We start from the raw sequence: 13683 nt of genomic DNA, 5'->3' as shown, positions 1-13683 counted from the left end.
ACGTCCCATTACTGTTGCTAATTAATTTTTAACTTCATACCCATGTCAAAATTGCGAATCCTATACGCCGCCACCGAGATCAATCCCTTCTTACAGACCACAAAAGTAGCCGAGTTTTTACAGACGCTGCCGCAGGGTATGCAGGAACGAGGGATGGAGATCCGCATCTTTGTTCCGCGGTTCGGCCTGATAAACGAGCGCAAAAACCGTTTGCATGAGGTGGTTCGCCTGTCCGGTATCAACATTGCCGTAGGCGACGACGAGAAGCCATTGGTTATTAAAGTAGCCTCTATTCCGAACGCGAAGCTACAGGTTTATTTTATTGATAACGAAGACTACTTCCACAGAAAGTCAGTTTTTGTAGATAAAAACAACAAGTTTCACCAGGATAACGATGAGCGTGCCATCTTCTTCTGCAAAGGCGTACTGGAGACTGTTAAGAAATTAGGATGGGCCCCGGACATTGTGCATTGCAACGACTGGATGACAGGTCTGATTCCGATGTACCTGAAGACGACTTACAAAAAGGATCCTATCTTTAAAGACTCTAAATCGATGTTTACGGTGTATAACAACAGCTTTGCGCACAAATTTAGCGAAGACCTGCTGGAAAAAGTTAAGATGCTGGATATTGACGACAGCATGCTGACACACCTAGAGTCTGCCGACACCAACGCATTTATTAAGTGCGGAATGGAGTATGCCGATGCTGTCATCAAAACCAACGAGGACTTTAGCGATAACATCAACGCCTTGTTCAACGATTTCATGAAAAAGAAGAGCATCAGCACCGTATGCGCCGACGACACTCTGTTGGACAATTATTACAACTTGTATAACCAACTGAGCAAATAAAGCTGACCCCTTTTCCTGCGTTTTTTGCACTTTATTCAAAGCAAAAAGCACCAGAAGTATATTTATCAGTTTGTGTATACTATAATATTACAAGAGGCTGCCGTTTAGATTACATTTTTGTAAATAAACGGCAGCCTTTTTTTATTTACGTATAAAAAACTGTCGCCCAATCGCTTAAGCTTATCATCGCTCTTCAAAACACAACACTACAGCGAAGAAATTATAGAGATATTTAAGAATTGGGTACATTTGCGGTTACCTATGTGTTTCTATAAGAGAAAATAAAGAAATTTTATGTGTGGAATTGTAGCTTACGTTGGGCACAGAGAGGCCAGCCCAATCATTATTAAAGGCCTTAAAAGGCTTGAATACCGAGGATATGACAGCGCAGGCATCGCGCTAATGAATGGTGACCTCAACGTTTATAAAAGAAAAGGCAAGGTAGCCGAACTGGAAGCTTTTATTGCTGAGCAGGATACGCACGGCTCTATTGGCATGGGCCACACCCGCTGGGCAACCCACGGTGAGCCGAACGATGTGAACGCACACCCGCACTACTCTACTTCGCGCAACATCGCCATCATCCATAACGGCATTATTGAGAACTATGCTTCTCTGAAAAAGCTTCTGGTAGAGAAAGGCCATACTTTCCAGTCTGACACTGACTCTGAGGTTTTTATTAACCTGATTGAAGATATACGCGCGAACAACAACTGCACGCTACCAGAGGCAGTACGCCTAGCTATGCACGAAGTAGTTGGAGCTTACGCCATTGTTGTGTTGGCCAAAGATAGCCCGAACCAGCTGATTGCGGCACGTAAAGGCAGCCCGCTGGTAGTAGGTGTAGGCGAGGGCGAGTATTTCCTGGCCTCTGATGCTACGCCAATCATCGAGTATACCAATGAAGTTGTATACCTGAACGATTACGAGCTGGCGATCATCAACAACGGGGAACTTGACATCCGCACGAAAGAAGATGTGAAGCAGACACCGTATGTGCAGACGCTGGAAATGGAGCTGGAGTCTATTGAGAAAGGCGGTTATGAGCACTTCATGCTGAAGGAGATCTTTGAGCAGCCACGCTCTATACTTGACAGCATGCGCGGCCGTATGATTGCCGAGAGCAACCACCTGATGATGGCCGGCATCCGCGAGTTTGAGAACAAGTTCGCGAACGCAAACAGAATCATTATTGTAGCTTGCGGCACGTCGTGGCATGCAGGCTTGGTAGCGGAGTACTTAATCGAGGACTTGGCGCGCATACCTGTAGAAGTAGAGTATGCTTCTGAATTCCGTTATCGTAACCCGATCTTAAACGAGAGAGATATTGTAGTTGCCATATCACAGTCTGGCGAAACAGCGGATACGCTAGCGGCGCTTGAACTGGCAAAATCGAAAGGTGCTACAATATTTGGCATCTGTAACGTAGTGGGTTCTTCTATTGCAAGAGCAACAGACGCAGGAGCTTATACGCACGCCGGCCCAGAGATTGGTGTAGCCAGTACCAAGGCCTTTACAGCACAGGTGACCGTGCTGACGCTGATCGCCATGATCATCGGTAGCAAGCGCGGCACCCTGGAGACTACCAAGCTGCATGAGCTGATGGTGGAGCTGGAAACGATCCCGAGCAAGGTAGAAGAGGCGCTGAAGCTGAACGACCAAATTGTTCGTATTTCTGAGCAGTACAAAGATGCCACTAACTTCCTGTACCTTGGCCGTGGTTATAACTTCCCGGTTGCCTTGGAAGGCGCGCTTAAGCTGAAGGAAATTTCTTATATCCACGCTGAAGGTTACCCAGCTGCAGAGATGAAGCATGGCCCGATTGCGCTGATTGATGAGCAAATGCCTGTGGTAGTTATCGCTACCAAAGATAGCTCTTATGAGAAAATCGTATCGAACGTGCAGGAGGTGAAAGCCCGTAAGGGTAAGATTATTGCCATTGTAACCGAAGGCGACACTACCATCCCAGCCATGGCCGACCACGTGATTGAGATTCCGGAGACAAGCGAGCACCTGATGCCGCTGCTGTCCGTTATTCCGCTGCAGTTGCTGTCTTACCACATTGCGGTAATGCGCGGCTGTAACGTAGACCAGCCACGTAACCTGGCTAAGTCTGTTACGGTAGAATAATATCAACAGAAATTGATTACAGAAAAAGGGAGCCAGTTCGGTTCCCTTTTTTATTGCCTATTAATTGCGGCTATAAGCCAGCGAATCCAGGAACAGCTGAATTACTTTATTATCGTCGTGGTTATACTCGGTGTTCAGCATCGTGACAAACATAATTCCTCCGTTATCGCCCCCAAGGGCTGCCACCGTGTATTGCTGCACATCACTTCCGTACTTCAGCTGCACCAATTTGCCTTTTACCTGCTGCCCCGACTTCAGCTTCCGCTCAAAAGGCTGCTCGGTTATACTGTAGCCGAAGCTTACCTCCTCGTTTGTCATTTCCTTCAGCACCAGGTCCACCAGCTCGGCAGGGTTAACTGTTTTATACTTCTGCACCAGAAAGCCGTTACCGTTTGCTGTTACCAATGCAATCTGCTCCAAATCTGGATCGGGGGTGGAAAGCGCTGGATGCAGACCTTTCGGGTATTGTAGTGAAATCCAATCGTCTTGGTACGTGAGAACATCTTTCTGCTTTACAGCTACCGTAACCTCTTCGCCGCTGGCAAGCCTTATTTTGTACTCTTCACCTAAAGCCACATCCTGTAGTTTACCATTTACGATGATCTGGTAGTTGGCTGCTTCGCTGGTTTGTGCCGTGGCTCCGGCACCTGCAAGGCTCAGTAATAATACGAGTAAAGCTGTTCTCATTGAGTTAAGGTAGAGTACAAACGCTCAAGATAGAGAATGCAGCAGGAATATAGAAGTATAGAGTTGTTTAAATTGAGCCTGTTTAGAATTTATTAATACTACATTGCCTGGACTTGCTGCGTGTTTTCACCAGCAAGATTAACAGCATCTGCATTTTGATTGTTGGTGAGAAACACCAACAATGGCGGGTGTAGGCCCTATAACTAAAAACTCTAAACGGCTTCATAACAAAGCTGAAGGTGCCGTTTTATACTTTAGTGATTTTTGGGGAGGGGCAGGAGCAGATTTATACTTAAGTAAAGTATAAAAGGCGCAGGCATTTGCCTGCGCCAGATGGTTTTAAAGTATGATTTTATACTTTAGAAGCTCTCCCTTTTCAGGTATTTTGTCTTTAGCAGCGGGCAGATTTTGTAGCGCTCTTCTTTGGTATCTTCATACAACGCCTGCAGCACCTCGTACACGTTCTTTACGCCGATCTGGTTAGCCCACTCAAAAGGGCCTTTCGGATAGTTGGTGCCGAGCTTCATGCCTAGGTTTATATCATTTATGCCGGCTGTTTCCTCCTGCAATGTGTAACAGGCTTCGTTGATGATCATGCAGATCATGCGGGGCGTTACCATACCTACGCGGTCATCCACCAGCAGATACTCTGCTCCCAGTGCCTGGCATACTTCCTGTAGCCTAGCCTCGCTCTCCTGGTGCAGCAGGCTCACCTCCAGCACCGGGCGGTTAAAGAGTGTTGGCAGGCCGTTAAAGCCAATCAAAGTACAGGGCTGCTCCATATAAGCTTGCTTCACCAGCGCAGCCAGTTGGATGGTAACGGCATTGCAGAAAACCACCTGCCCCGGCGCATACAGGCTCAGTCGCTCCGGATGCTCGTGCAACAGGAAGTCAAATACCACGTCAGAGGGTTTCAGCTGCTCATCCAGCAGGTTATGGCTTTTCAGGAAAGTATAGCTTACGCCTTCTCTTTCCTCCTGAAACTTTTGCTCGAACTCGGCGGCCATTTCCGGGCCAGACAAAACAACAATGTGCATATTTTCTGTACTTTTGATGGTAAAGATACAAACTAAAACCAAACCTCTATGGCACATACCATCATCAACTCTTCCAAAGCACCGGCTCCTATCGGGCCATACAGCCAGGCTACTTTAGCAAACGGAACATTATACGTTTCAGGCCAGATTGCGCTGGATGCGGAGAGCGGCAACCTGGTAAACGACAGCATCGAAGATGAAACGCACAAGGTGATGCAGAACCTTCAGGCCATACTTACCGAGGCCGGCATGGACTTCAGCAACGTGCTTAAGTGCACCATTTTCGTGAAAGACCTGAACAACTTCGGAAAGATCAATGAGACTTACGGCAGCTACTTTACCAGCAACCCGCCTGCCCGTGAAACCGTGGAGGTTAGCCGCCTGCCAAAGGATGTAAACGTGGAGATTTCCTGTATCGCTACGAAGTAGTTTTCAGGATAAATACTTTTACGCAAAAGACAGGGAGGAAAGTATAGCTTCTCTGTCTTTTGCATAAAGTATTTATCCTTTGCTACTCAGGAGGGGAGTTTGTAAGTACTGCTCTGCAAGTATAAGCTCTGTAGCTTGAGCTATCCGGAGTCATCGACCTGCCCCTTTCCAAGGGGGACTTGGTTTAAGTTGCATTAGCCGAAGCAGCAAAGACATAAGCGGACGCTTACGCCAAATGAGGCTCATCAATATAGATTAAAGCACAACCTTAACCCCTAAATATTCGCTCCCTTGGCGGCATCACTTTCGCTGGTTGGTTCTTCCTCCTCCTCCGGCTCACCGTATACTTCGCGCTCGTGCTTACCGGGCTCTGCGTTCACTGCCGAATTGCCTACTTCCACCTCCTGCCGTATTACCCGCACGGCATACTCTGCCGGATAAATGTTATGGCCATACTTGCGTGAGTACACAAACGTAAATACCGCCCCAAAAAAGATGATCTGTGAGGTAAAGAACACCCATGTAAGTATGATCACCACCGAACCGGCCGCGCCGTACACCGAGGCCATATCATTTTTGCCGAGGTAAAACCCGATCAGGCCACGAAACAGTACGAACAGCAGCGAAGTGACTAATGCCCCTACCCCCACGTCGCGCCACTTTATCTTGGCATCCGGCAAAAACTTATAGATGCAGGCAAACAGAAACGACATCAGCAGAAAAGCCGAGGCAAAGTTTGCAAAGTGAATTATATACACCACCCAACCCGAAAAGCGCGCCGTCAGGAAATCGCCGATAGCCACCAGGATGGTATTGGCCAGCAGCGAGAGCAGCAGCACAATAGCAATGGTCAGGATCATCCCGAAAGAAAGAACACGATCTAGTACCAGCTTTACATAGCCGCGCTTGGGCACCGGCTTTACATGCCAGATCTCATTCAGGGAGTCTTGCAGGGAGATAAAAACACCCGTGGCGGCTATAAAAAGGGCAAAGGCTCCTACCAACGCCGCCAAGTTAAAGGCCCCAAACTCGTTCACGTTCTCTACCATCTTCTGCACCGAGTAGGCTCCTTCCGTACCAATCAGCTCTTTAATGCGGTAGTAAATCTCGCCAGACACAGCCTGCTCTCCAAAAAAATAACCTGCCGCGCTGATAATGATGATGAGCATGGGCGGCAGCGCAAAAATAGTGTAGTAGGCCAGCGCCGCTCCCTTCTGAAAGGAGTTGTTGTCGACAAACTCAAGCCCGGCTTCTTTTAACAGGCCCCAGATTAACCATGCACGCTTCTTAACCATTTTTTGCGGCTTTTGTTACTTGCTGATACGCAATCGGGCCACTATGTTTATACTATCTATAGCCACGCCCCTGCCTGCATACGTGCAATTAGCCTTTTGCAACGCACGCAGTATTTTACCGTTACCGAAACGATACTTTATTTTGTACCTTTGCACCGAATTTGAACGATCTGAATCAGACAACTATACATGGAAAGAGAAGTTAGAGTACGCTTTGCCCCAAGCCCAACCGGGCCTCTCCATATCGGTGGTGTGCGCACTGCCCTTTATAACTTTTTGCTAGCCAAGAAAACAGGCGGCAAAATGATCCTGCGCATCGAGGATACGGACCAGAACCGCTTTGTGCCCGGCGCCGAAGATTACATCCGCGAGTCGTTGGAGTGGTGCGGCATTGAGCTGGACGAAAGCCCCTGGAAAGGCGGCCCTTACGCCCCTTACCGCCAGTCGGAGCGCAAGCCCATGTACATGCAGTATGCCCTGCAGCTGGTAAACGACGGCCATGCCTATTACGCATTCGACACGGCTGAGGAGCTGGAGGAAATGCGCGAGCGCCTGAAGGCTGCCAAAGTTGCCACGCCGCAATACAACGCCATCACGCGCATGACGATGAAAAACTCGCTCACGCTGCCTGAGGATGAGGTAACCAAGCGCCTGGAGTCCGGCGACCCGTATGTGATCCGCCTGAAGGTGCCCCGCAAAGAGGAAGTACGCCTGAAAGATATGATCCGTGGCTGGGTAATGGTACACTCTTCTGCCATAGACGATAAAGTATTGATGAAGTCTGATGGCATGCCGACCTACCACCTGGCCAACATCGTTGATGACCACCTGATGAAGATAACGCACGTAATCCGTGGTGAAGAGTGGTTACCGTCTGCGCCGCTGCACGTGCTGTTGTACCGCTACCTAGGCTGGGAAGACACCATGCCTGAGTTTGCGCACCTGCCACTGCTTTTAAAACCAGACGGAAACGGCAAGCTAAGCAAACGCGATGGCGACAAACTGGGCTTCCCGGTGTTCCCACTGCGTTGGCAAGACCCGAACACCGGCGAGGTATCGTCGGGTTACCGTGAGAGCGGCTACCTGCCGGAAGCCTTTACCAACTTCCTGGCCTTTTTAGGTTGGAACCCAGGCACACAGCAGGAGTTGTTCTCAATGGATGAGTTGATTCAGGAGTTTACCGTAGAGCGCATCGGTAAGTCCGGTACACGTTTCGATATACAAAAAGCCCGTTGGTTTAACGAGCAGTACCTGCGCGCCAAGCCAGACAGCGAGTTGGCAGGCTACTTACTCAAGGCCTTGGAGGAGCATAACATGAGCACTACTCCGGAAAAAGCCGAGAAAATTGCCGGCCTGATGAAAGAGCGCGTGTCGTTTCCGCAGGATTTCTGGAAAGAGGCTGAGTACTTCTTTGTAGCGCCGGAGGAGTATAGCGAGAAAGTGGCTTCTAAGAAGTGGAACAGCCAGTCGGTTGCCGTTTTCGAGGATTTCAAGAACGAGCTACCATCACTGGAAAATTTCAACGCTGACACTGTAAAAGAGCTGCTGATAAACGTACTGGAGCGCCACGGCATGAAGATTGGGCAGGTTATGCAGGCGCTTAGGCTGGCTGTAACCGGCGCCGAGGCTGGCCCGGACCTGATGCATATCATCGAGGTTATTGGCCGCAAAGAAACCATGCAGCGCATCGAAACCGCTATCAGCAAGCTGAGCAGCTACGTTTCAGAATAACACATAAATCACTGAAGTATAAAAAAGGCTGGCCCCGTGGCTGGCCTTTTTTATTGCCCTTTGCCTAGCCGCTGCAACAAATTACCCTTGCCTTGCTTATACAACTATAGTATAACTAGACGAGCAACATCATGGCTAAAAATAAAAAAGAAAGTAAAAGCGAGAAGAAAAAGTCGCGGGTGCACAAGGACCTAGAGGGCTTTGAGATTAAAGTGAATGAGCACGGCGAGATCATATCCAACTACAGCATCGATAAGATTAATGACTTTCTGAACCAAAACGTGGATGACAAAAAGCTGATGAAGCGCGATGCCGCCGAGAAAGCAAAACGCGAAGAGGAAGAGGCTTTTCATGTAGAGGAAAATGAAGAAGCCGAGGAGACTGACGAGGATTTTGTGCGCAACACCAATGCCACTTCTGACGAGGAAGACGATAAAAACCTGCCTAAAGCCAAACGCCGCAAGAAAGGTGAAGAAGACGATGAGGAGGAGGATTAACTGATCTCCTAGCAAAGAAGCATAAAATAAGCAACAAAGAAGCCTGGCTAGAAAGTATAAACCACGGCTTCTTTGTCGTTTATACTATATTTCAACTATCTTTCTACTATCACTAAACCCCCTATTACAACTATGAGAAACTCTCACGAGATTGATTACAAGGTTTTCGGAAATGATATTCAGGTGCTGGAGATTGAGCTGGATCCTAATGAAACGGTAATTGCCGAGGCTGGCGCCATGGTATACATGGAGGAGGGCATCGACTTTGAAACTAAAATGGGCGACGGCTCTAACCCCAGCCAAGGCTTTTTCGGCAAGCTGGTATCAGCAGGTAGCCGTTTGATTACGGGCGAATCGCTGTTTATGACGCACTTTACCCACCGTGGGCACAGCAAGAGCCACGTGGCTTTCTCGGCTCCTTACCCGGGCACAATCCTACCCATAGACCTAAGCACCATGCGTAATAGCAGCCTGATTGCGCAGAAAGATGCTTTTCTGGCAGCGGCTTTGGGCACAAAGCTCAGCATCCACTTTAACCAAAAATTCGGCTCCGGACTTTTCGGCGGCGAAGGATTTATACTTCAGAAGATGCAGGGCGATGGTTTGGCTTTTGTGCACGCCGGTGGCACCATTGTAGAGAAGCAACTGAACAATGAAACCTTGCGCGTAGATACCGGCTGTGTGGTTGCGTTTGAGGAAGGTATTGATTTTAGCGTGCAGCGCGCCGGAGGTTTAAAGTCGATGATTTTTGGCGGTGAAGGTATATTTCTAGCTACGCTCCGAGGCACAGGCAAAGTATGGCTGCAGTCTATGCCAGTTAAGAAGCTGATTGAGGCACTGATGCCACGCGGCGAAAATGCCAACAAGGAAGGTGGCTTTATGAGTAGTTTCCTGGAGTAGCGGTTTGCTACAGTTTAAGTTAGGAATTAGAAATGGGAGTTATGCGGATGCTCCTACAAAATTGTTATCTTAATTCGCAAAAGATATACCTCACCAATCATACTTTGAAGTATGATTGGTGAGGTATAAACAATAAGCCTACTATTAGTAAACCAAAGATTCTCCAGTAGAGTCAACTTGCAGCCACTCAAAACCACAAGTTACGCTCGCGCTAAACTTGCAATATTAGAAGTATAACTCTCTAACCTTTTAACTTTCTAACTTTCTAACTTTCCAGCATTCCGTTTACCTGCATAATTTCTTCCAGGTATTCGCGGGTGTTGCTGAGGCGGGGCACTTTATTCTGGCCGCCCAGTTTGCCTTTGTGGCTGAGCCAGTTCAGGAAGGTTCCTTTTGGGGCGGCATGTACCAGCGGCTCTTGCAAGGCAATGTTGTTCTGGCGTTTGGCGTCGTAATCGGAGTTCACCTCGCGCAGCCTTTCGTCCAGCACCTGCGTGAAGCGCTTTAAATCATTTGGCTCCTTCTCAAACTCGATCAGCCACTCGTGGCCGCCGCGCTTGTCGCTTTCTAGGTAAATGGGAGCTGCCGTAAAGTTAGAGATAACGGCATCAGTTGCATTGCAGGCAGCGGTAATCGCCTCTTCGGCATTCTCCACGATTACCTCCTCGCCAAATGCGTTAATAAAATGCTTGGTGCGCCCGGAAATCTTAATGCGGTAAGGATCTATACTTGTAAACCGGATGGTATCCCCGATTTTATAGCGCCACAAGCCGGCGTTGGTCGAGATAACGAGGGCGTAGTTTTTACCCACCTCCACCTGGTCCAGCGTCAATGTTTTAGGTTGCTCCTCGTCGAACTGGTCCATCGGGATAAACTCATAGTATACGCCGTAATCCAGCATCAGCAGCATCTCGTCTTCCGTATCAATCTGGTCCTGAATCCCGAAAAATCCTTCCGAGGCATTGTACACCTCCAAGTAGTTCATCTGGTCAGATGGGATAATATCCCGGAACAGCTGGCGGTACGGGCCAAAGGCCACAGCTCCATGCGTGAACAGCTCCAGGTTAGGCCATACTTCCAGAATGTTCTTTTTGCCTGTTTCTGCTAGTATGCGTTTTAACAGTACGTAGGTCCAGGTGGGCACACCGCTCAGGCTGGTTACGTTCTCCTTCACCGTCAGCTCCACCATTTTCTCAATCTTCTCTTCCCACTTATCCATCAAAGCCACTTTTAGTGGAGGAGTACGCATTGCTTCGGCCCAAATAGGCAGGTTCTGCATAATCACCGCCGACACATCGCCGCAGTTTACGTTGGCATTTAGCTCGCTAGGATGGTGACTGCCGCCAATAGAGAGTCCTTTGCCGGTGAAAAGTTTGGTTTCCGGATATAAGTTAACGTAGATAGAGAGCATGTCTTTGCCGCCCTTGTAGTGGCAGTCTTCCAAAGACTCCGGGCTAACAGGTATAAACTTGCTGCGGGCGTTGGTGGTACCCGATGACTTGGCGAACCACTCTATCTTGCTTGGCCACAGCAGGTTCTGCTCCCCTTTCATTATGCGTTCAATGTGTGGGTACAGGTCTTCATAGGTGCTTATGGGCACCCGCTCCTGAAACTCTCGTACGCTCAGGCTATCGCCGTAGCCGTACTTCTTACCCCATTCGGAGCCCTTGGCCGTGCTGATTAAGTCCTGAAACAGCTCCAGCTGCACTTCATGCGGATATTTCCGAAACAGATCAATGTCATGGATCCGCTTCTTCATCACCCACGTTACTATTGAGTTTATTATTTCCAAGGTGATTGCTGATTGTTAATTGTTTTTAAGCTAATTGCTAAGATTGTCGTTGGTTACTTTTATCAAACCATTTATTAGCTTATGCAATTTTTGTAAAGCAACAAAGATATGGTCATAGTCCTGCTGCACTAGCAACTTTCTGACACGGCTTTTCTCATTCCAATCCAAGCATTCGTAAACAGAACCCCTGGCATATCGGTAAAACTTAATCTTATCTTTTTTACCTTACCTGCCAAATCCTTCAGCAATGTTCGCTGAGACACTATCTATAGCTGTAACAAATTGTATCCCTATACTTTTCTTTGCGAAATAGTCCCACTGCTCTACCCTAGCCCAAACAAAATTGCTTAAGGCAAATGCTACTTTATATGCCTCCAAGTCATCTAACTGCAAATGCTTTCTCTCTTGCATAGGACCGCATACGAGAAAAAGCAACCAGCAATTATCAATTCAACATTTTATATCTTTCTTTTTAACTCGAAGTGTTTGCCAAGGTATACGCGACGCACCTGCTCGTCGGCAGCTAGTTCTTCAGCGGTGCCGGCTTTCAGTATTTTGCCTTCGAACAGCAGGTAAGCGCGGTCAGTGATAGAAAGCGTTTCGTTTACGTTGTGGTCAGTAATGAGGATACCAATATTCTTATTCTTGAGCTTGGCCACAATACTCTGGATCTCCTCCACAGCGATTGGGTCTACACCGGCAAAAGGCTCATCGAGCAGCACAAACTTTGGGTCTACGGCCAGGGCTCGGGCAATCTCGGTGCGGCGGCGCTCGCCACCACTCAGTACAATGCCTTTGTTTTTACGCACATGCGTCAGCGAAAACTCCTCCAGCAGTTCCTCCACCTTCTCATGCTGCGCCTTTTTGGGCAAGTTGGTCATCTCCAGCACCGATAGGATGTTCTCCTCCACCGTCAGCTGCCGAAAAACAGAGGCCTCTTGCGCCAAATAACCTACGCCGCGCTTGGCCCGCTTGTACATCGGCAGGTCTGTTATGTCCTCGCTGTCTAAAAATATTTTGCCTGTGTTGGGCTTCACCAAACCTACAATCATGTAGAAAGAAGTGGTTTTACCGGCTCCGTTGGGGCCCAGCAAACCAACAATCTCGCCTTGGTTTACCTCCACGCTCACATCATTTACAACTGTGCGTGATTTATACTTTTTTATCAGGTGTTCTGCTCTCAGTATCATCGTGGCTAAATTACACATAAAGGCTGCATCCTGCAACGTGCCTGCCGGTTGCGCAGCTTTTCTGCAATATTAGAAGATTCCTATTAAAATAAATTTAACAAACTATATAATCCTTATAATCAGGTATTGCATGGTGACATATTAATATTTAATTTGATACACGCTTACAATCTACAACCTTACTTGCTTTATGATGTTACGTTTACTCTTTTCAGCCTGCCGGAGGCTTGCCTTTTCCGGCCTGTTAGTTTGCAGCAGTATAGCTGTAGCAACAGCCTCTGGCACCGATAACAACAATCCTAAAGCTACTTCTACCAGCAGTAACACTACAATACTTGTAAAAGGCATTGATGTTTCGAGATGGCAAAGTGAGATAAACTGGACAATGGTGAGCCAATCTGAAGTATCCTTCTCATTTATAAAAGCTACTGAGGGCAATTACAGGCTGGACCCGTTTTTTGCCCGCAACTGGGAAGAGACTAAGCGCCATGGCATAAAGCGCGGCGCGTATCATTTTTATAAGCCGGAGTCGCCGGTGCAGGAGCAGATTAAGCTTTTTACGAGCACCGTAACGCTGGAGGCCGGCGACCTGCCGCCTGTACTGGACCTGGAGGTGACGGACAGAACCGTGAGCCCTGAGCAACTGCGGAAGGATGTGCGTACGTGGCTGGAGGCGGTTACGGCCCACTATGGCGTGCGCCCCATCATCTATACTGGCCAGAATTACTATCGCCGCTACCTGAAAGGCCATTTTCCGGAGTACCATTTCTGGATTGCCCGCTACAGCGACGTAAAACCAGAGATTCACCATACCGACAGCTGGATGTTCTGGCAGTTCACCGACCGCGGCTCTATTGCCGGCATCAACTCCGCTGTAGACATCAACTTTTTTGCAGGAAGCTTTGAGCAGTTGGGCCAGCTATGTGTGCCAGAGTTTATGGCCAACAGCCGTTACGACCGCGAAAGCCCACTGTCGCAGCTAAAGCACCTGCAGCCGCTGCCATAGTATTAGTGTTTGTTGCTGCTTATTAAGTCATAGCTTTTTTCAAAGTATAACTTATATCATATAAGAGATCTATGGAAACACTTAAAAAGCTAAAACAGCAGAACCGGAAGCTGAAAAGGAACAACTTTATACTT

Annotated in this window: 12 protein-coding genes and 1 pseudogene; 7 read left to right on the top strand and 6 right to left on the bottom strand. The window is 48.1% G+C overall.

The window, feature by feature from the left end:
- The first annotated feature begins 42 nt into the window (after positions 1 to 42).
- Both Q1B04_RS10845 and glmS read left to right on the top strand, forming a co-directional pair.
- Entirely contained in the window at positions 43 to 855 is an 813-nt protein-coding gene (locus Q1B04_RS10845; protein WP_299758833.1) for a glycogen/starch synthase, read from the top strand.
- Positions 856 to 1149: 294 nt separating this feature from the next.
- Complete coding sequence (glmS, locus tag Q1B04_RS10840; protein ID WP_299758832.1) at positions 1150 to 2985, top strand: glutamine--fructose-6-phosphate transaminase (isomerizing); 1836 nt, start codon at positions 1150 to 1152, stop codon at positions 2983 to 2985.
- Positions 2986 to 3045: 60 nt separating this feature from the next.
- On the opposite strand, the gene Q1B04_RS10835 is transcribed toward glmS, so the two are convergent.
- Entirely contained in the window at positions 3046 to 3672 is a 627-nt protein-coding gene (locus Q1B04_RS10835) for a hypothetical protein (RefSeq protein ID WP_299758831.1), read from the bottom strand.
- 359 nt (positions 3673 to 4031) lie between these two features.
- Positions 4032 to 4709, bottom strand: coding sequence for a 3-hydroxyacyl-CoA dehydrogenase family protein (locus Q1B04_RS10830; protein WP_299758830.1), 678 nt, complete (start codon positions 4707 to 4709; stop codon positions 4032 to 4034).
- 48 nt (positions 4710 to 4757) lie between these two features.
- Here Q1B04_RS10830 and Q1B04_RS10825 point away from each other — a divergent pair, with 48 nt between their 5' ends.
- Positions 4758 to 5138: a RidA family protein gene (locus tag Q1B04_RS10825; protein ID WP_299758829.1), complete on the top strand. Its 381-nt coding sequence runs from the start codon at positions 4758 to 4760 to the stop codon at positions 5136 to 5138.
- Between the two features lie 275 nt (positions 5139 to 5413).
- Here Q1B04_RS10825 and Q1B04_RS10820 read toward each other — a convergent pair whose 3' ends face one another.
- Positions 5414 to 6433, bottom strand: coding sequence for a YihY/virulence factor BrkB family protein (locus tag Q1B04_RS10820; protein ID WP_299758828.1), 1020 nt, complete (start codon positions 6431 to 6433; stop codon positions 5414 to 5416).
- A gap of 189 nt (positions 6434 to 6622) precedes the next feature.
- On the opposite strand from Q1B04_RS10820, the gene gltX reads away from it, so the two are divergent.
- The 3 genes from gltX (at position 6623) to Q1B04_RS10805 (ending at position 9561) form a co-directional block, all read left to right on the top strand.
- Entirely contained in the window at positions 6623 to 8164 is a 1542-nt protein-coding gene (gltX, locus tag Q1B04_RS10815) for a glutamate--tRNA ligase (RefSeq protein WP_299758827.1), read from the top strand.
- A gap of 131 nt (positions 8165 to 8295) precedes the next feature.
- Positions 8296 to 8661, top strand: a complete 366-nt coding sequence (locus Q1B04_RS10810) for a hypothetical protein (protein ID WP_299758826.1) — start codon at positions 8296 to 8298, stop codon at positions 8659 to 8661.
- Between the two features lie 132 nt (positions 8662 to 8793).
- Positions 8794 to 9561 (top strand): TIGR00266 family protein, encoded by a 768-nt coding sequence (locus Q1B04_RS10805; RefSeq protein ID WP_299758825.1) that lies wholly within the window; start codon positions 8794 to 8796, stop codon positions 9559 to 9561.
- 265 nt (positions 9562 to 9826) lie between these two features.
- Here Q1B04_RS10805 and Q1B04_RS10800 read toward each other — a convergent pair whose 3' ends face one another.
- From Q1B04_RS10800 to lptB, 3 genes and pseudogenes are all read right to left on the bottom strand, one after another.
- Entirely contained in the window at positions 9827 to 11320 is a 1494-nt protein-coding gene (locus Q1B04_RS10800; RefSeq protein WP_299758824.1) for a GH3 auxin-responsive promoter family protein, read from the bottom strand.
- 63 nt (positions 11321 to 11383) lie between these two features.
- A pseudogene (locus Q1B04_RS10795) lies at positions 11384 to 11764 on the bottom strand (four helix bundle protein).
- A gap of 47 nt (positions 11765 to 11811) precedes the next feature.
- Complete coding sequence (gene lptB, locus Q1B04_RS10790; RefSeq protein ID WP_299758823.1) at positions 11812 to 12543, bottom strand: LPS export ABC transporter ATP-binding protein; 732 nt, start codon at positions 12541 to 12543, stop codon at positions 11812 to 11814.
- A 190-nt stretch (positions 12544 to 12733) separates the two neighbouring features.
- On the opposite strand from lptB, the gene Q1B04_RS10785 reads away from it, so the two are divergent.
- On the top strand, positions 12734 to 13549 hold the full coding sequence (locus Q1B04_RS10785) for a GH25 family lysozyme (RefSeq protein ID WP_299758822.1): 816 nt from the start codon (positions 12734 to 12736) through the stop codon (positions 13547 to 13549).
- The last annotated feature ends 134 nt before the right edge of the window (positions 13550 to 13683 follow it).

The organism is uncultured Pontibacter sp. (assembly GCF_947495565.1).
GTDB lineage: Bacteria > Bacteroidota > Bacteroidia > Cytophagales > Hymenobacteraceae > Pontibacter.
The sequence above is the reverse complement of the archived record's forward strand: the minus strand, read 5'-3'. Positions and strand labels throughout refer to the sequence as shown.